Raw genomic sequence first — 19,020 nt, 5'->3', positions numbered from 1 at the left:
CTATGAAACCAACATTTTTTACCCGAGTGTTAGCGGGTATTTTATCTATCACTATGGCGTGCTTGCCCTTACATGGTGTGGCCGCTGATGTGCAGCGCCAATCCGGTCTAAGCGGACAACAAGAAGGTAAGCAATTGCTGCAAAACTGGACGATGCCCGCACTCAATGGCAATACATTGTCGGTGCCGAATGGCAGTGGTAATGAGTCCATTAACTTGCAAGAGCTTTTCCCTGGTATGGATCAGGGCTCATTGGATGTCTTAACGGGCGTTTATGGCTCTGATGCCAGCATGAATCAATTGGGGACACAGCGCCAAGAGAGCATGGCATCCGAAAGTGGCGCTACGGGTGAAGCATTTCGTTCGCTACAACAGATCAAAGACAGGTCTCGGCCAGATATGGTCAATGATCCCCTTTGGGCATTAACCGATGCGGTTCAAACTGACCCAAATCTATTAACACAAAGCTTCCCAGGCTGTGAGTCTCAAGGTGAAGGAAGCCCAAACTACCAGCAATGTGACAGGCTCAATACAGCGGTTAACAGCTGCACTATTACTCACGATTACACGGCAGGCATTATTGAGCATGTTTCCGGACCGATGAACCTTCGCTCTTGTGGTGAGGGGTGTCTTGAGGTTTGGATAGGACGAATTGGTGACAACTACTGGAGTGGCAGTTGTAAAGTGTTCGAACAGGCCATCACACTCAAAGTCGTGAACCCCGATGCGATTACCTCAGCCGTTCTTGAGTACGCCAAATGGGATGACTACATGCAAGTTTGGCTTGGCGATCAGAAAGTATGGTCTGGACCGAACAATAACTTTCCACCAGAAACGGCAGGTCGCTGCGAGCTCAGTACCAGTTGGGAGCGCAATCCAAATACCGATCTCACTGCCAAGCTAAAAGCGGTAGAACCAGGTTTAGAAGTGCCGGTAAAAATTCGCGTATCGGTAACGGGTAGTGGTGAGGGCTATGCACGCATCAAGGTGCGCTTTGATCCAACCAAGGTGGTGATGAATGATAGTTGGTCACCACAGTCCTGTATCGAACAAGCAGCGGATATCCCGACGAAGTTTTCAGACTACAGCATTCAATGCACGGATCAGCCGTCCTCAACCAACGGATGTACGGTGGTCAATGGTGTTTCAGTTTGTGAATCCTACTTTGCCCCAAGCCCAGTGGCTGGCATATCGCCTTTGTGTCGGCGTGTACAAGTGAGTGTGGATGACGAAAGCTATAAGGGGATTGAAAATCAGGCCTGCCAAGTGCTTGAAGCGAATCCTTCCTGTGGCTTCATGTCGTCAGAATGTGCAGAAACCAATGATAAAGGTGAATGCATGCGTTTTACCGATACCTATGACTGTGGATTGCAAACCAGCGATCCAAAGTGCGTGGTATCCAACCTTATGCCGAGTAGTTTTGAGGCCTGTGAGCCTACTCAGACGATTACGCCATTTACTGAAACCAAGCATGTACCGGATTACCAGGTGTGCGAGAAGATCAGCACGCTTACTCAGTGTCAGTTAGAGCGACGTGTATCCGCTGAAACCCATCAACAAAGCTGGTCCATTGAGCGCGGTTGCTTTAGCTCTGAAACGCTCAGTTTTGTTCCACAGCACAGCAGTACTATGCAAACTGGAAACGCGACACTGAGGATTTTTGATAATCAAAATACTGAGATAAAAATCACCGAGTCGCCGTCAAAGGCAAATGGTTGGAAAACGACACTCTCATTGACGGGCAATAAGGAGACGGTGACTGAGACGAAACCGTCCATTAAATACCCTGAAATGACCTGTCCAAAAGGAACCTTGGTTGGCTCATTGTGTAAAGTCGTCAATGGTTCGATTATTTCGTGGCATGAACCTCAGGAAGTCACTCGTTCCAGATGCGATTCCGGCTGGAACAAAGTCGATTTCGATACTTGCAGCCGAGAAGTTCAGAAGTGCTTGGCTCCTGCGAAACTGAGTGCTTCCTTGACCTTCTCCGGCAAGTACTTAGAGCAAGACGTTGTTCATCAATCAAGTGAACCGGGCATAGACCAGTGCTTGATGCAAACGGATCAGTTTACTGCGGTGCAGTGGCAGTGTTTGGATACGGGCACAAAACGAATTGAAGGGTTATCGGTTGGAAGTGGCGAGTTGGCCAATCTTGGAAGCCTTTATCCGGCGGTTGTTTCGTCTCCTGCTCATTTAACCAGTCGCGGCAGTTCTGATGGACTGGGGCTCTCATGCTGGAGGGCAAGAGCGACCTACAATGCTTCGACTGCTCATCCAGAGTTCAATATGGGCAGCTCAGATAGCTGGGTAGATGCCAATGGTAATACACAAACCATCGTCAATAACGGACAAAACACGACCACCAATACGTGTGCCGCGCTAGAGCAAAACCCGTCCTGCCAGTATGTCAGAACCGAATGCACTGAAGGCGGGGCTGGTCATGAAGGCTTCTGCTATATCCAAAGTTTGGTGTATGACTGTGGACAAAGCGTTGAAGTGCAAAATGCACGAATGGAAACTCAATACAACTGTGAGGGGCCAGTTCGCTGTATGGGCACAGATTGTTTAGAGCCAGAGTCAATCAAGCAGGCTAACTTTGCAGAAGCCGCAGCGATGCTTAATGCGGCGCAGTTTATGACCAATGATATGTCTTGTACGGGAGCTGATGGCCAAGATAACGTTGAGTGTACGATCTTTAAAGGTAATGCTGGCCAGTGCAAAAAAGCCGTTGGAGGTATAGTGGATTGCTGTGAAAAGCCAAGTGGCATTTCGCTATCGGACTACATCACGATGATAGTGGCGGTTAACAAGCTTGATACGGCAGTCATGGCCATGAATCCGTCGTCGGCAATCTATGGTTCCTGGAATACGCTCAGGGAGCCAATCACGAGCACTTGGAGTGCGGTCAAAGAGCCTTTTGTGTCTGCATGGGACTCTCTCATGGGGGCTGGGCCATCAACGGCTGCTGGCGCGGGAGCGGAGCAAGCTGCGACTGGCTTCATGCAGGTGTTGACCAACAAAACGGCTGAATGGGTAGGAACTACCTTTGGTTCGGGGGCGCAATCGGCACTGTTTAGTAACGTTGGTGGCGCGGTTGGAGCCGATGGTGTTGTTTCGGGTGGTAACTTCGCGCTGGGTGGCGCTGCGGGCGCGGTTCTGAGTACGGTTATGACGGCCTACATGATTTATTCAGTCACCATGATCCTCATTCAGCTTATCTGGAAATGTGAGCAGAGTGAGTTTGAGATGAACGCCAAGCGAGTATTGAAGAGTTGCCACTATGTAGGTTCTTACTGCAAGTCTAAGTTCTTAGGTGCCTGTGTTGAGAAACGGCAATCATATTGCTGCTTTACTTCGCCGCTTTCACGGATCATTCAGGAACAAGTACGTCCGCAATTGGGCCTTGGCTGGGGCAGTGCCAAGTCACCAAACTGTGAAGGTTTGACCGCTAGTCAGTTAAACCAGGTGGATTGGAGCCAAGTCAATCTGGATGAATGGATAGGTATCTTATCGATCACGGGCAACCTACCCGAAGTACCGTCACTGGATCTGGAACGACTCACAGGCTCAGGAAGTACGCTAAACGTGGATGGAAGCCGTCAAAGTGCCGCAGACCGAGCTATTGAAAGGCTAAACGGAATGGATGCTCAGAAACTGCGTCAGGAGGCGACGGAAGAAATTTCGGGGAATAATTGAGCACGTCCTTCTAAAATAGCTGCGCCAATAATGTTCCATTTTGGTTACTTTAATGAGCGTAATTTGCCTTAAGGTAACCAATTTGGCACTTTGTGTCTTTTATACTATCTGTTCAGCGTGTACGCAACCTACTCTGAGTTTTTACTATTTTCAGACTTAGGAGGCTGCTGCAAAAAGGAAAAGCTGATAGTCTGGCATATATCAAATTTATGATAAAAGGAAAATTAATAGTGCCTAATTTCGATCAAAATTTTGAAGCTACTCGCTTGGCTATGCTTTCAAAACAACACCCTGACATTGTGAAGGTGTCGGGTGAGGTAGTGTTTCGTGCGGAAGATGACGAAGACCGCCTAAGCGGAACATCTTGGACTCTTGAAGATGACATTTTTGATCAGGTCACCGAGTCAGGCTTCAAACTACACTTGCTTGAACTTCTGGATAATTTCATAGAATACCGAGGTCAATGTAACGTGCTTCCGAAAAAGGAAGGGATTGTACGTTTCGGTGGTGGCACTTTAAATATTGAATGGCTACCTAATGGAACTACTCATCTATCCAAATGATGTTTTATAAGAACCAGCCTGAGTTTTCCTATGGATGATAAATATGTTTCAGAAATAGACTGTCTTGATAAGTTAATGGTTGCATGGTCAGAGGCATTCCCGAAGGATTGGTATTTCAACTACGATGGAGTGATTTCAACTGAGGACTGGGATAGTTGTGGTAAAAAAGTTTTGTTTGTTTTAAAGGAAACAAATGAAGCAAAGCAAAATATTGTCAACGCTATTAATAGAGCTATTGAGGTGAAGGCAAGTGGATGGTGGCGAGGAAAGGTTCTTCGTCGGGTGGGGCGTTGGGCTTACGGACTTCAAAAATATGATGGGGCTGTGCCGTCACTGAGAGATGCTAAATTAAATGAAAAAAATGCAGTTAAGAATATTGCATACATAAATATAAGGAAAACATCTGGAAGTGCGCGAACCGACCAAAAATCATTTGACGCCCATGCCAAAGAATTTGCCCCTTTTGTTCGAAGGCAAATTGAGTTGATTAACCCTGACATTGTTGTGCTTTGCGGCACATATAATCAAGTTAAACGTTACGTATTCCCTGAGCTTAAAAAAGTTAGCGAACGAGTGCATGTTAATGACGGGGTTGTCTTCATCAATGCCTTCCATCCTGCCGCAAGAAAAAAGTCGGCAATGCTTTATCATCAGGTACTTGATAACTACCACGCTTACAAAAATCATATATACCGAATCAACTTGAAGATGCTGGCTTGAGAACCTGAAAATTATCATTAATTCGAGATGTCAAGGAGCCTGCGATCTCTGGAAGAGTCACTGCAAAAAATTGGTCTATTGCCGCCTTGAAGTCCCGTTTTCTTTTGAAGTAAACGTTGTTCCTCGACTTCTCATTCATTAGTTTCCATAGCCGCTCGATTGGGTTGAGGTTTGGACTGTAAGGTGGAAGATAATGCAGTTCAATATTCAGGACAAACGCCGCATCTTTGACTAAGTCCGTCATTCCGCAGCCAATTTCAGAATTAAAACAATGTGATCCAGTGATCGTTTACAAATGTTAGTGCGACAGACCTCTTGACCGCGATCCCCAGTTTTGATCTATTACTGTTATTTAACGGTCACTTTATTATGTCTGCTGCTCAACCTGTCATTAAACGCCTAGATCACTTAGGGCTGATCGCTGCTTTCTGCCATGAAATCGGCTTACCTGGTATTATTGATCGCGTCATTCCCAAGTACTCGGATCATAACGTTTCACATGGCGATGCGGTCTTGGCGATGATTCTCAATGGTCTTGGCTTTCACAGCAGAACGCTGCATATGTTTTCTGACTTCTTCGAGACGAAGCCTGTTGCCAAGTTGCTTGCTAAAGATATTGAAGCTCACCATTTAACGGACGATGTACTCGGACGCACGTTAGATGCTTTATATGAAGCAGATGTCTCCGCACTTTATCAAGCGATTGCAGAGCATGTCGTTGATAAGCTAGGACTTAAAACGTAATCGTTCACCAAGGTAACTTGACTCGATATTAACGGGGGGAACAGCCTATAGATCAAAGATGTTGGGGTACGGTCTCTTCGCCACAACAGCCGTGATGATCTCACTCAACACTGACATTGCCGACAAGCCACGTTTTTTGCAGGTTTCGATGAGGGTATGTATCCTACTGCGGAATTTATCGCCTGCATCCGAGGTCGTTCCGAAGCTGATTTTCCTTTGGATTACAAAACCTCTAATACATCGCTCAGCTTCATTATTGGTTAAGGGGATTGACACTTTCTTGAGGAAAACCCACAAGCTCTCTCTATGTTTGAGCAGTAACTTGCATCGCCCCCGATATCGCTTGACCATGACATCAGTCCCTTTGCTCAACCAATGATCGAACGATTTCTGCAACCTACGCATTCTTCGTAAGTATAGCGCATAATTTAACTCATCTTGTTCATAACGATGCCGAGTATGGAAAATGGCGTTCGTCAGCAAACAAAGATGTCTGCCAATATAAGCGGTGTGGCCACCGCCACTATAATCCGCCATTTGCTGAAGGTTACGCTTCACATGTGCCCAACATAACTGATGACGGTCTGCGGCTATCCAGTTATAGCTAGGGCACTGGTCGCTGACCACAATGCCTGCATAGTCTTCATCAATGACCTTTTTCGCTGATGAGGTCGAGCGCGAATAAAGTATTTGCTCATAGACAAGGTCATCACTTGCCACTAACCAACACCAGCGAAGGCTTTGTTCATCATTTCTGTGATGAGAGGTCTCGTCAGCATGAATCAAAGGTGATCTGAACCAGGTCACCGTTGCTACTGGAAAGGTTAGCGATCGTATCGCGCAGAGAAATAATCGGACGATAAAAAAGTTGATCAAGAAAATGCGATAACCACGCAAACTATCGTGGCAACAACCGTCGCAAGGATCGCATTGTTTCTGGTCCATCGAACTGAGCAAAGGCAATCGAACGGTCTAAGCCAATTGCCTAGTACCATTTTTGTCCCCAACATTAATAACATGTGAGAACAAGATTTTGGGTTACCCGTTAAGAGTGTAGTCAAACACAGAGCTCTGTTTACCAACAGCATTCAGCACGGCTTCTTAAGCCTAGGATAATCCGTAACTTTGTCGCCACTTTTAGTAACAGACGACGATGAAGGCAGCAATGTCGTGTTGTCACTCATGATCACAGCCACCGCACTCGAGATAGTCGTTTTGACCATGTCGTTCAAAAACGATAAGGTCAAATCCGCGGATACGGTACCGCCCTGCATTTTTTCGATACAGGAAGCGCGCTGCGCTCTCCAGATTGAGCGCGTTAGCCAGAGACTTGGTCTGGTTAATCAGTTCATCGGCAGAGCCTGTCATCGGCTGGTTTTTATACTGTTGGGCAATTTTGCTCACACCGCCGGCTTTCTCATCGATGTAGGAGCTGATCATTTCCGCTTGCTCCAATACAAAACTGTTACTTTGAGCCATAATACTCTTAGTCAAAGAGGTTTTTGCTCGTAGTAAGAGGCGAAATTGGCCAATGCAACGGAGGTTGCAACCAGTAAGATAACGGACAATAATAAGGTCCTTTTAATGCCATGTTTTTCATTATTTTTTCCATCTCAGATGGTGATTTATGGCAGTACTAACTGGGTATTTTTTTATATTAGGAGAGTTTTATATCCAATGGAAATGACCTAAATCATTTTCTTGGAAAAAGAGAAGCACTCACATTATCTGAGTGCTTAGCTTCTCACGACATCTAGTGAATTTTTATAACCAACAATGGAGAGAAAATGAGTAGCGATAACGGTGGTGTTCCCCACCCTAGTGGCAAAGCAAACCCAATCGATACGGATTATACCGTTGGTCAGGACAACGTCGTTCTTTCCGTCGGTCCGTTTGGCCTGGACATTCATAACCGGGTTTTCGCCGTCTCAGGCTTAGCGATTGTCATCTTTGTATTTGCAACCCTAATCTTTCGCGAACAAGTCGAACCCCTGTTTCTTCACTTAAGATCTTGGCTCACCTCAAGTCTTGATTGGTTCTTCTTGTTATCAGGTAACATTTTTGTTGTCGTCTGTCTCGGACTGGCCATATCACCGTTAGGCCGGGTCAGAATCGGCGGTACCGATGCCACTCCGGATTATTCCTATTCAGGATGGCTGGCGATGTTATTTGCGGCCGGCATGGGGATTGGCCTGGTCTTCTTTGGCGTTTCTGAACCCATGACCCATTTCACTACCGCGCTGGGCGGCACCACACTGGAAAATGGTGTGCGTACCGACTGGGCACCACTGGGTGGTGCGATGGGTGATACCGAAGCCGCACGTTCGCTCGGTATGGCAGCGACGATTTACCATTGGGCACTTCACCCTTGGGCAATATACGCATTGCTGGCTCTGGGACTGGCTATTTTCTCGTTCAACAAAGGGTTACCACTGACTATGCGTTCAGTGTTCTATCCGCTGTTTGGCGAACGAGTCTGGGGCTTGACTGGTCATATCATCGATATTCTGGCAATTGTGGCGACGGTCTTCGGTCTGGCGACATCTCTGGGCTACGGCGCGTCTCAGGCTGCGACCGGGTTAAACTTCCTGTTTGATATCCCATTGACTGACACCACGCAAATTATTCTGATCATTGTGATCACTGCATTTGCACTGCTGTCTGTACTGGCTGGCCTTGATGGCGGCGTAAAACGCCTGTCAGAAATGAACATGCTGCTGGCTGCACTGCTGCTGTTTTTCGTGGTAGTCATCGGTCCGACAGCCGCGATTCTGCTCGGATTTTTCGATAATATCGGTGCTTATCTGACCAACTTCCCTGCACTGTCGATGCCATTTGGCCGTGAAGATGTGAACTATTCTCAAGGCTGGACATCGTTCTACTGGGCGTGGTGGATTTCATGGTCACCATTCGTCGGTATGTTCATTGCTCGTGTATCACGTGGCCGAACCGTACGCGAGTTTATCGTCTGTGTGCTGATTGTTCCGTCAACCGTGTGTGTGTTCTGGATGACGGCGTTCGGTGGTACCGCGATCAGTCAATACGTCAACGATGGTTATAAAGCCGTGATGGACGCAGACCTGCCATTGAAACTGTTCGAAATGCTTGAAGTTATGCCTCTGCATGAAATTACATCATTCATCGGTATCGTACTGGTCGTTGTGTTCTTTATCACATCATCGGATTCAGGTTCGCTGGTTATCGATACCATTGCTGCCGGCGGTAAAGTGGATGCACCGACACCACAGCGCGTGTTCTGGTGTACCTTCGAAGGCTTAGTAGCGATAGCATTGCTGCTGGGTGGTGGTTTGGCTGCGGCGCAGGCGATGGCGGTAACAACCGGCTTCCCGTTCACTATCGTCTTGTTGATAGCGACAATATCGCTGATTAAAGGCCTGATGAGTGAACCGCGGGTTAAGAAAGCCAAATAACGGTTTACTTTAAAAGACAATGGGCAGGCTCCGTGTCCGAGTTTGTGTAACGGAGCCACTCATTGACAAAGTGACTATTCAGTCTCTCGTCATCAATATGTAAACACATTTCAGGACGAGACACTGATACGAAAAAGCCTCGCAGTGATAACTGCGAGGCTTTTTTATGTAGCATTAAACGCTAATGGCTGAGCATCAGGCCTTGTTCTGACCCAGCAATTCCTGCGCTTGAGGCTGAGTCATCGTAATGTGCAGATCACGTTGCGGGAACGGAATGGTCATACCCGCTTCCTCAATCTTACCTTTCACCTGACGCTGAATGCTCCAGTAGGTTTCCCAGTATTTATCCGTGGTACACCAGGCGCGTAGTTGCAGATTCACTGAGCTGTCCGCCAGCATCTGAACCATCACCTGCGGTTTCGGATCCAGCATGACTGCTTCATGGCTGAGCGCTAAATCCTGAAGCACTTTCAGGCCGGTTTCAATTGAATCCTCGTAAGAGATACCTACCACGATTTCCATACGACGACGGCCGTTACGGCTGAAGTTACGAATGGTTGCGTTCCAGACGGTGCGATTCGGGCTGGAAATATACAGGCCGTCACCGGTTTCAAATACTGAGGTGAACAAACCAATATCTTTTACCGTACCGCTGTAACCGGCAAACTCAACGAATTCACCTTTTTTTATCGGTTTCAGGAACAAAATCATAATCCCCGCAGCAATATTGCTCAGGGTATCTTTTAATGCCAGGCCAATCGCCAAACCGGCCGCACCGACTAAGGCAACCAAACTGGTGGTATTGACACCAAACAGGTCGAGAATAATGACCAGAGCGAGAATGTAGACAATATAACCACCGACTTTAGACATCAGAGACGCGACAATCTCATCACCATTGCTCACTTTCATAATGGCTTTCTGAATACCGGCACGCATCAGTTTTGATGCGATAGAAGCAATCACTAAAATAAGCAGGGTTAAAATTGAGTTCTGGATGATATCCAGAATCAACGCCTGATGTGTCTCGTAAAAGCTGACGAGTAACTCCATTTTTATCTCCGTAACGGGTTATTGATGTTGTAAAACGGTACCCGGATATCTCAACCAGGCACCAGCATTAAGCAGCGCTAACCAACACTGCCTTGAATCAAGTAAATGTTATAACTTAAATAACACAGAACGAACACTCCCCCTTCCAGGCGGGAAATAGTTTTTGCTTTACCAATTTTTACCGCAGTGAAGAGCAGCAAGGCCGTACAGAACAGGACCGATGACCAGTCACGCCAGAAAATTTCCGCTCCAACATCGGAAATCGGCTCAATGGCACCGGCAATACCGACCACGGCCAGCGAATTAAACATGTTTGAGCCTACCACGTTACCGACAGCCAAGTCATGCTCACCTTTACGCGCTGCCGCAAGCGATGCCGCCAGTTCCGGCAATGAAGTCCCCAGAGCGACAATCGTCAGACCAATCGTCAGTTCACTGACACCCAGTTCCTGAGCAATATTGACCGCTCCCCACACTAAAATGCGAGAGCTCGCGACCAGCAACACCAAACCGGTAACGAGCCAGAAAATAGCGCGGGATAAGGTCATAGATTGCGGCATCACCTGTTGTTCTACTTCAGGCGGTAGCTGGCTTTTCCGTGGCATTCGTTCACTGGATGAGCAACAACAGAAGTTTATTACGCGTGTTCCAATGACCATTAAATCAGCCAAAGAGGCCTTAATGAACCTTGAGCCAGAGCAGCTGAGCCATATCGGCAATGGCTACTCGGGTTGTTGGGTTGACGCTGATTATGGCTCGGTATCTCAGAAGTGGCTGTTGATTCATAGTGAACAAGCAACCAAGCGAGAACAGGTAACGTTTTATAAGAACTTAGACAAAAATATCACCAAAGAGCTGAAAGCGCTGGGACAACTAAAGAAAAAGCAGTTTGCTTGCGCAGTGGATGCCGAGCAAGCAATGAGCGACTTCGCCAACCAGTGTCATTTGCTTGGCTTCGCGCAATCAACCATCGTTAAAGAGCCAATTTATTCAGGTCGTGGTCGGCCGAAGAAAGATGAAAAGCCGACGGGATACCGCTATTTGATAGATGCTACGCCTTATACCGATCTAGAAAAGGTGAAACTGGCCAAGCTTAAAGTAGGTATGTTTATTCTCGCCACCAACGATACTGACAACACCGACCTAACAATGGTTGCATTGCTTGAACATTACAAGTCTCAGCAAAAGGTCGAGCGCGGCTTTCGCTTTTTGAAAAGCCCTGAGTTCTTAACATCATCAATTTTCCTGAAGAAACCTCAGCGAATCGAGGCACTACTGATGATCATGACGCTGAGCCTACTCGTCTACGCAAGCTTAGAGCACAAAATCCGAGAGAGTCTCACTAAGACCGAGGAATTCTTTCCTAGCATGGTAAAGAACAAGACGACAACTAAACCGACGGCACGTTGGGTATTCTTAAAATTCGAAGGTATCGACACACTCGAATTTGGCGGCCAAAGCTTCATAACGGGTGTTCAAGAGCATCAGACTCGGCTGCTTAAGCTTCTTGGTGTTCTGTATGAAGCAGTTTATTCCTAAATTGGCTGCGGAATCTCGGGAGCGCCACGAGGTGCTCAACACTGCTCTGGGCAAGAGACGCAGCCAAGCGATTAAATGGCATAATAAGCCCAGAACGTTAACCTAAACAATGGGTTAAGTCCAGTAGGGTGCAAAGTCCCTACCTAGGAAATTGCTAGTTCACCTAGAAGTCTGACTGGCATACATGATGGCAACAGCATGATATGAAGCCCAGTGACAAAGACGAGAAATCGTTGAGACGCAATGTAGGCCGTAGCATTAAGCGAACTTGGTTAAGCATCGTCACGCAAGTGGAAATGGGGAGTCGCTCCGAGTATACGAACCCTGCCACATACAGTGAAGCAACTAGCGAAGGCAACTGTGTGGTTTCCCGGTGTAATACAAGATGGCATGCATTGAAGGATGTTGAGTAAACGTGGGAGAGCCTATTGCTGTGAGAGTCGCGCACCAGCGCAGAGATATAAGAGGGGACCTCGAAATTCTCAGTGTATACACAATAGGCAGTCGGATGAGCCCATAGTACCAAAGATGATGAGGACAACATAACCTCATCTAGGGAAGGGGCCCAAACATAAATGACGTTTTTAAAGAAATTTCAGCAGGAGATTGCCGAATGGCTAGCACTTCAAATAAAGTTCGAGAATTTCAGCGAAAACTTTACCTGCGCTCAAAGCAGGAGCCAGACCAAGCATTTTATAGTCTGTATGACAAAATTTGTCGTTTCGACATCCTGTGGGATGCCTTCTATTTGTGTAAAGCAAACAAAGGGGCGGCGGGAGTCGATGGTGTCAGATTTGAGGACTTAAATAGCATTGAAACGTCTGGTAAATTGATCAAAACATTAAGAGCGGAGCTGGTAGAAGGCAGGTACAGACCTCTGCCGGTCAAGAGAGTGCAAATACCAAAAGACAATGGTAAGACTCGAAATTTGGGCATACCAAGTATCAGAGATCGCATTGTACAAATGGCATGCACGCTTGTGCTAAGTCCAGTCTTCGAGCCTCACTTCCACTGTAATAGCTACGGTTACAGACCTAAGCGCAGTGCACAAGACGCAGTGATATGCATTAATGGCTATCTGAAACAAGGGTATCAGCAAGTCTATGATGCTGACCTATCAAAGTTTTTCGACACTATACCACATTCACGATTACTGGATAAGGTAAGGTCTAAAGTGACGGATAGGGCAGTACTAAGACTGATTAAGCTATTCCTCAAAGCGCCGATAAGTGAGCCAACAGCAAAAGGAAAGAGCCGAATAGTGGGAAACCCTATCGGCACGCCTCAAGGCGGGGTGATTTCGCCACTATTGGCAAACATTTACCTAAATGACTTTTGTCGGAAGATTGCGACAAAGACACCATGCAAGATAATTTCTTATGCAGATGACTTTGTTATCCTGTCGAAAACGCCATTCAATTCAGCCCAACAGGACTGGATAAAGAATGAGCTGGAGCAGGAAGGACTAAAGCTCAATGAAGATAAAACTCACATCGTAGATATGACCCAAGTAGGAAATGAATTTGACTTCTTAGGGTTCACTTTCAAGTACATAGTGGGTTTCATCCAGCACACCAACTACGTAAAGATCTATCCATCGAAGAAGAGCCAAAAGAAGTATAAGGATAAGTTGCGAAGCATAGTGAAGCATAGAACGTCTCTGACCCTAGATCAGCTCGTTGAGCGGGTTAATAGAGTAGTAAGAGGCTGGAAGAATTACTTTGGCAAAGTAGGTTATCCTCGACAGGTCTTCTTCAAGATGGATTGGTTTTTGGTGGCACGCTTTTATCGATGGTCAAGAAGCCGAAGTCAACGTCGGAGCCTGTATCTTGCGCAAGATACATGGGATAAGTTACACAAGGCAGGTCTTGTGTATCTACAACCGACGAAGATGAAAACTGCGAAGGTGAGCAGGTGAACATTTATGTGAAAGCCGTGTGAGGGAAAACCTCATGCACGGAATTGAAGAGGGGTTGCTGGATAAGGGTTGTGCCGAAGCCAGTGACCTACTCTACCTAAGTCACTGCGGTGATATCCCGCACCATCCAAGATGATATGAAGCTTATGAGCTAAGGGATAACTCTTTCTTAACTCACAGAAAAAGCGAACAATCGATTCACTGTTAATGCTCTCATAGTTGTGAACAATGGTTGCTCCAATATCCGACAAGTTCAGTGCGCCAATAATGTTCAATCGGCTACGATTACCCGTTGTTTCAATCACTTTATCCTGACCAGTTCGTATCCAGCCATGAGATATTTTTGTTGATAGTGTTGGGTGAACTGCGTCGATAAAGACTATCGATTCATCCTTGTCACAGCTTGCCTTTAACGCTTCATAAGCCTCTATAAATGCTTGCTGTTGTGCTTCATCAAACTTGTGTGGTACGCCTTTCGGTTGCTTGTAGCTAAAACCATTGTGGTGAAGCCATTTATTCATACCAGAAACCGTGTAATCCAGTCCAAATGTCTCTTTAACGTAAGTGACAATTTGATGCGTATGAGAATAGGTTTTCTCAGTCAAATGCTCGATTAGGTGCATGGTTTGAGTAGCAGAAAGCTTGCTTTGGCTTCCGCCATTTTCAGGCTTAAGTTTTTCAGAAAGAACGTAGTCGCTGAGATGACGAGCAACGGTCGATTCATGAATACGAAGAGCTTGTGAAATCATAGTCTGACTCCAGCCTTCAGAAGCCAGCAAAACAGCCTTAATACGGTCGCAAACTCGACTATCACGTTCAATGTCGTGCATTTGTTCGAGTTGCAGTTTCTGTTGAGGAGTCAGTGTAATTTTCATGGTTCGTAGCATGATCCTGATTCTATCGAAAATCAAGCATCTTCAATGATCACGGGTATATAACCAATGCTTGAATAGTTATATGCAGCGCAAGCCTTGCGTCGTATCTTGAAAAAGCCCCTTCAAGAGGTAACACCTATCACTTAAGGTGTTTAGAGCGAACAGGGTAGCGAGTTTTATTGATACGAACGGTCCTTGCTTTGGGCCGTTTTCTTTTTTGGGGCAGTATGTAGCGTTTAACTCTCTCCCGCATGGCCCTTAGCTTTCTCGGGATGGAGCCGGGGGAGGCTATCGCACACCACATCAGCTCATCCTGAATATCTCTCAATGCCATCATAAAACTTATACGCAATGGCGATACCTGCGCCTCTCTCGCAATACGACTGATTTCCAGGCGAACCAAATTGTAAGCTATCAATATTCCCCAGATTTCTTGTATTACCCCCTCCACAGACTGACTTCGTAGCAGCACTTCATCTTCGAGCATATTGTGCTTTATCTCTCCGTAGCTGTTCTCTATTTCCCATCGTTCAAAATACACATCCAGTAATGACTGCGTACCATATTCCAGACTCGTTAAGGAGGTGAGAACACCTATGACGTGATTAGGTTGTTCTGGCTTAGGGTACAGGACAAGGCGGGCTTGCCATTTCTCCGGCAAGCTTGGGTCTTGTTTCCGAGCATGGGCTGACACTTTCATTTCCACTAAAAGGTCTCGCCCTTCCTTATCCAGTTGCTCAACCACTTCATATTGCGTGTTGGATTTTATCGGCGTCATCCAGTGACTCGTCGTATGTTGCCGTTGCCAATTAATCATCAACTCGGCACTGAGGTAACAGCGGTCAAAAATCGTCAGGGAGTGAGCGGGGGCTGAAGCGGCCAGCTGTTTGGCATAAGAGACCTCTCCTGTCGAGCTGGGCCCAAAGACAACATCATGTAATAAACGACTTCGCAGCGATGTGAGGGCACATAATCGAACAATCGGGTATTCAGTATGGTGGTTTTCATTGTACTTGATGTATTGGAAGTGCTCTGCAAGACAGGCGGTATCATGGGTGCTGAACTGAGTGCCGTCGACAGAAAGTAAACTCAGTCCAAACCATTTGTCATCGCTATCTTCCTGCTGGGTCCAATGGGCTGCTGTCAGTTTAAAAAGCGCTTCCAAAGGTTGGGCGGTGAGGCGCTTTCTCGCTTGAGGAATAGCACTTGGTGCAACAGAATCCCCTAAGTGGTTGGAAAGCTTGAGGCCTAGTTTATCTAAAACTTCCGTGATGGGTTTATCCCGATACAAGCCAATACCGACAATTAGCCAAACGACAAGTTCGGCGGGTAACTTACGCCGTCTCATGCTGGCTTTATTGGTAGAATCAAGGGCTTGCTCTATCCATTCGAGCGGGAGTTCTTTTTGGAAGAGAGCCAGTGATTCTGGTGCAGCAAACGTATCGACATCAATCAGCCAGTGAGCCAACATAAAAAATACCCTCAGCAATTAGTGTACTGAGGGTATTGTTAACCATCCGTAGGATCGTTCAACTGATCAATGCCTTAACTGATCGGTGTTACCTTCAAGAGGGGCTGTGTGATGGGAGCCTGGTTGGCTAGTTGGTGGGGTTATCTGTTTCCTCTTCAGTGATATCGTCATCGGTTGACGGCACCGCTTGTTCAACTTCTGCTTCTTTACCCTTAGCTTGGGCTGATTTTCGTGCTCGAATTTCGATATCAATAATGCGTCGAGCCAGTTTGATAATGCGCTGTTGCCATGCGTAGTTGCCATCAACGCGTTGCTTGTTGCTAAGCACGCTCGATAACCAGAGTGTGTCCATTGAGATCATTAACGCATCGAGTTTGCGAACTAAGCCGACAAACTGGCCAACCTGAGGCGAGCTTATTTTTGCGTTGAAGGTAATCGGGTCGGTGTAGTCAGGTACTTCATCGATGCCGTTGGACTCCATCAATTTGTCCAAACGAGCTTGTTCGTTGTCTACCGCCTTAGCGCAATCCTCGATCAACTGGCTAATGATATCTTCCACTTCATCAATTTCGTTCTCATCGCCAATGATGCGCAGGATGACATCGATTCCGTAAAGCGCACTGACCGTCCGTCTAAAAACACGGTCAACGACACGTTGCGCCTGTAAGCTATTAATTGTGAATGATTGTTCAAAGATGGGTTTTGAGTAATTAGGTTTTGCTTGGGCCATAAGATTTTGCTCCTGATATGACAATAATCAGTCCCTAGCCTAATCCTCTGTGCGGTGATGGCCTTTCAGCTAGGTGGAAGAATTGAGCATCTTTCTGACTATCCTGTCTGGATAAGACGGTTACACTGACTATCAAATATTGCTGATCTGCTTCAGTGATATATGCGCCTGAGAGCATGAGCTCAAAGGAAGCCCGCCGTTGAGTTTTCTCAGTGGTACTAAGAGGTAGCTAGCCTCTTTAAACAAATAGCCTGCATGTTTTTACATGTTTAACCATGCGTGCCTTGCGGTTCGTCTTTTCACCACCCAACTGGGGGAGTTCTCCCCAGTTGGGGGTGACTCCTTCACAACCAAATTAAGGAGTCACCAATGGAATATATCTTCGGATTTATTATCCAAATCGCAGGCATTATGTTGCTTGCAAAACTGAGCTGGTCGCTTTTGCGATTGCTTGCTCGTCAATGCGTGCGCTCGTTTCGATTTGTACTTACTCAAATCAAGCGATTGCTCACACCAACACCAAAACGTCGTCCAATGGCAGTGCCTAAAGCTCCTGGTATGCCCCGTTTGACATCTGCGTTTTACAAAGAGCCACATCAGTACGACATGGCTTTACTCGAAATACCAACCTATCTGCGTCGTCAGTCTTCTTTGCCCAGCAGGGTAGAAGCGAATGTGTGCACAGAGTTCAACTAAGACGAGGAGAGCATCATGAAAAACCAAGTAACACTCATAGGCTACGTTGGCGCTGAGCCAGAGACGCGAGCCTATCCATCAGGTGATTTGGTGACCAGCATTTCGCTGGCCACTTCTGAGAAATGGCGCGACCGTCAATCCAATGAGCTCAAAGAGCATACGGAATGGCATCGGGTCGTTTTTCGAGATCGTGGTGGATTTAAGTTAGGGCTAAGGGCAAAAGATTTAATCCAAAAAGGAGCGAAGCTTTTTGTTCAAGGGCCTCAGCGCACGCGCTCATGGGAGAAAGATGGCATTAAGCATCGATTGACCGAAGTGGACGCGGACGAGTTTCTGCTTCTGGATAGTGTGAACAAAGCATCTGAGCCATCAGCGGCGGATGATGCAAGCTCCCAAGCTAATTGGGCACAAACTTATCCTGAACCAGATTTTTAACCGAGCAAGAACGCTTTAACCCAGCCGGGAGTACTTTCCCGTCAGGGGCAGACTCCCACTTTGATTGTCGGAGTCCATAATGGAAAAACCAAAGCTAATCCAACGCTTTGCTGAGCGCTTTAGTGTCGATCCAAACAAACTGTTCGATACCCTAAAAGCAACAGCATTCAAGCAACGTGACGGTAGTGCACCGACCAATGAGCAGATGATGGCGCTCTTGGTGGTTGCAGATCAGTACGGCTTGAACCCTTTCACCAAAGAGATTTTTGCGTTCCCTGATAAACAAGCTGGAATTATTCCAGTGGTAGGTGTCGATGGATGGTCTCGCATCATCAATCAACACGACCAGTTTGATGGCATGGAGTTCAAGACTTCAGAAACCAAAGTCTCACTGGATGGCGCGAAAGAATGCCCGGAATGGATGGAATGCATTATCTATCGGCGCGACCGTTCGCACCCAGTCAAAATCACTGAGTACCTGGATGAAGTCTATCGACCGCCTTTTGAAGGTAACGGCAAAAATGGCCCTTACCGTGTGGATGGTCCATGGCAGACGCACACTAAGCGAATGCTAAGGCATAAATCCATGATCCAGTGTTCCCGCATTGCGTTTGGCTTTGTGGGAATTTTCGATCAAGACGAAGCGGAGCGAATTATCGAAGGCCAAGCAACACACGTTGTTGAGCCATTGGTGATTCCACCCGAGCAAGTTGATGATCGTACCCGAGGGCTTGTTTACAAGCTTATCGAGCGGGCGGAAGCTTCAAACGCTTGGAATAGTGCATTGGAATATGCCAATGAACATTTTCAAGGTGTTGAACTGACGTTTGCGAAACAAGAAATATTTAATGCACAGCAACAAGCAGCCAAAGCGCTCACACAGCCTTTAGCTTCTTAGCGCCACGCATTCATTTTACTAACCCTGGCGGGATTATTCTCCCGTCAGGGGGAAGGTCTCGTCTTTTTTTGGAGATCTTCCATGACTAAATCAGCCTCACTTTTTCGCTTGGTATTGGTTGTTGCCCTTGTCTTAGGTTCGATTCAAGCCGGTAAAGCGGCAATTGATTCGGTTCAAGCAAGTGTTGTTCAGCACCAAACAGCGTTAGCACAAGCTGCAAAGTAACCACTTAACCCTGAAGGGGAGTTCTCT

At 46.7% G+C, this 19,020-nt stretch carries 14 protein-coding genes and 5 pseudogenes; 11 read left to right on the top strand and 8 right to left on the bottom strand.

What is annotated here, in order from left to right; all coding sequences use genetic code 11:
- Positions 1 to 2: 2 nt before the first annotated feature.
- The 3 genes from traN to R7127_RS21010 all read left to right on the top strand — a co-directional run bounded on the left by traN (position 3) and on the right by R7127_RS21010 (position 4,978).
- Positions 3 to 3,695, top strand: a complete 3,693-nt coding sequence (traN, locus tag R7127_RS21020; RefSeq protein WP_225468079.1) for a conjugal transfer protein TraN — start codon at positions 3 to 5, stop codon at positions 3,693 to 3,695.
- A 230-nt stretch (positions 3,696 to 3,925) separates the two neighbouring features.
- Positions 3,926 to 4,258: a hypothetical protein gene (locus R7127_RS21015; RefSeq protein ID WP_065274332.1), complete on the top strand. Its 333-nt coding sequence runs from the start codon at positions 3,926 to 3,928 to the stop codon at positions 4,256 to 4,258.
- Positions 4,259 to 4,288: 30 nt separating this feature from the next.
- Positions 4,289 to 4,978, top strand: coding sequence for a hypothetical protein (locus tag R7127_RS21010; RefSeq protein WP_005396850.1), 690 nt, complete (start codon positions 4,289 to 4,291; stop codon positions 4,976 to 4,978).
- On the opposite strand, the pseudogene R7127_RS21005 reads toward R7127_RS21010, so the two are convergent.
- A pseudogene (locus R7127_RS21005) lies at positions 4,956 to 5,216 on the bottom strand (transposase); the annotation flags it as partial. The gene R7127_RS21010 and the pseudogene R7127_RS21005 overlap by 23 nt on opposite strands.
- 131 nt (positions 5,217 to 5,347) lie before the next feature.
- Between R7127_RS21005 and R7127_RS21000 the strand changes: the two are divergent.
- Positions 5,348 to 5,719, top strand: a pseudogene (locus R7127_RS21000) (DUF4277 domain-containing protein); the annotation flags it as partial.
- Between the two features lie 48 nt (positions 5,720 to 5,767).
- Here the strand turns inward: R7127_RS21000 and tnpC are convergent.
- Positions 5,768 to 6,514: pseudogene (gene tnpC / locus R7127_RS20995) on the bottom strand (IS66 family transposase); the annotation flags it as partial.
- 384 nt (positions 6,515 to 6,898) lie between these two features.
- Positions 6,899 to 7,201: a hypothetical protein gene (locus tag R7127_RS20990; RefSeq protein WP_213870761.1), complete on the bottom strand. Its 303-nt coding sequence runs from the start codon at positions 7,199 to 7,201 to the stop codon at positions 6,899 to 6,901.
- Between the two features lie 308 nt (positions 7,202 to 7,509).
- Between R7127_RS20990 and R7127_RS20985 the strand changes: the two genes are divergently transcribed.
- Positions 7,510 to 9,153, top strand: coding sequence for a BCCT family transporter (locus R7127_RS20985; RefSeq protein ID WP_005396859.1), 1,644 nt, complete (start codon positions 7,510 to 7,512; stop codon positions 9,151 to 9,153).
- A 195-nt stretch (positions 9,154 to 9,348) separates the two neighbouring features.
- On the opposite strand, the gene R7127_RS20980 is transcribed toward R7127_RS20985, so the two are convergent.
- Both R7127_RS20980 and R7127_RS20975 read right to left on the bottom strand, forming a co-directional pair.
- Positions 9,349 to 10,206 (bottom strand): mechanosensitive ion channel family protein, encoded by an 858-nt coding sequence (locus R7127_RS20980; RefSeq protein WP_004729635.1) that lies wholly within the window; start codon positions 10,204 to 10,206, stop codon positions 9,349 to 9,351.
- Positions 10,207 to 10,283: 77 nt separating this feature from the next.
- Positions 10,284 to 10,811, bottom strand: coding sequence for a sodium:calcium antiporter (locus tag R7127_RS20975; protein WP_022591086.1), 528 nt, complete (start codon positions 10,809 to 10,811; stop codon positions 10,284 to 10,286).
- Between R7127_RS20975 and R7127_RS20970 the strand changes: the two are divergent.
- Positions 10,810 to 11,745, top strand: a pseudogene (locus R7127_RS20970) (IS1634 family transposase); the annotation flags it as partial. The gene R7127_RS20975 and the pseudogene R7127_RS20970 overlap by 2 nt on opposite strands.
- 613 nt (positions 11,746 to 12,358) lie before the next feature.
- Positions 12,359 to 13,663: a group II intron reverse transcriptase/maturase gene (gene ltrA / locus R7127_RS20965; protein ID WP_225468105.1), complete on the top strand. Its 1,305-nt coding sequence runs from the start codon at positions 12,359 to 12,361 to the stop codon at positions 13,661 to 13,663.
- Positions 13,664 to 13,761: 98 nt separating this feature from the next.
- Here ltrA and R7127_RS20960 read toward each other — a convergent pair.
- From R7127_RS20960 to R7127_RS20950, 3 genes and pseudogenes are all read right to left on the bottom strand, one after another.
- Positions 13,762 to 14,550, bottom strand: a pseudogene (locus R7127_RS20960) (IS630 family transposase); the annotation flags it as partial.
- Between the two features lie 127 nt (positions 14,551 to 14,677).
- Complete coding sequence (locus R7127_RS20955; RefSeq protein WP_065274336.1) at positions 14,678 to 16,009, bottom strand: IS4 family transposase; 1,332 nt, start codon at positions 16,007 to 16,009, stop codon at positions 14,678 to 14,680.
- A gap of 127 nt (positions 16,010 to 16,136) precedes the next feature.
- Positions 16,137 to 16,739: a hypothetical protein gene (locus R7127_RS20950; RefSeq protein WP_005398030.1), complete on the bottom strand. Its 603-nt coding sequence runs from the start codon at positions 16,737 to 16,739 to the stop codon at positions 16,137 to 16,139.
- A gap of 369 nt (positions 16,740 to 17,108) precedes the next feature.
- Between R7127_RS20950 and R7127_RS20945 the strand changes: the two genes are divergently transcribed.
- From R7127_RS20945 to R7127_RS20930, 4 genes are all read left to right on the top strand, one after another.
- Entirely contained in the window at positions 17,109 to 17,435 is a 327-nt protein-coding gene (locus R7127_RS20945) for a hypothetical protein (RefSeq protein WP_005398029.1), read from the top strand.
- Positions 17,436 to 17,450: 15 nt separating this feature from the next.
- Entirely contained in the window at positions 17,451 to 17,870 is a 420-nt protein-coding gene (locus tag R7127_RS20940; RefSeq protein WP_005398028.1) for a single-stranded DNA-binding protein, read from the top strand.
- Between the two features lie 79 nt (positions 17,871 to 17,949).
- Positions 17,950 to 18,768 (top strand): phage recombination protein Bet, encoded by an 819-nt coding sequence (gene bet, locus R7127_RS20935; RefSeq protein WP_225468065.1) that lies wholly within the window; start codon positions 17,950 to 17,952, stop codon positions 18,766 to 18,768.
- A gap of 81 nt (positions 18,769 to 18,849) precedes the next feature.
- Positions 18,850 to 18,993 (top strand): hypothetical protein, encoded by a 144-nt coding sequence (locus R7127_RS20930; RefSeq protein WP_015066581.1) that lies wholly within the window; start codon positions 18,850 to 18,852, stop codon positions 18,991 to 18,993.
- The last annotated feature ends 27 nt before the right edge of the window (positions 18,994 to 19,020 follow it).

The organism is Vibrio sp. 1159 (genome assembly GCF_033340395.1).
Lineage (GTDB): Bacteria > Pseudomonadota > Gammaproteobacteria > Enterobacterales > Vibrionaceae > Vibrio > Vibrio alginolyticus.
This window is presented reverse-complemented; position numbering and strand designations above follow the sequence as displayed.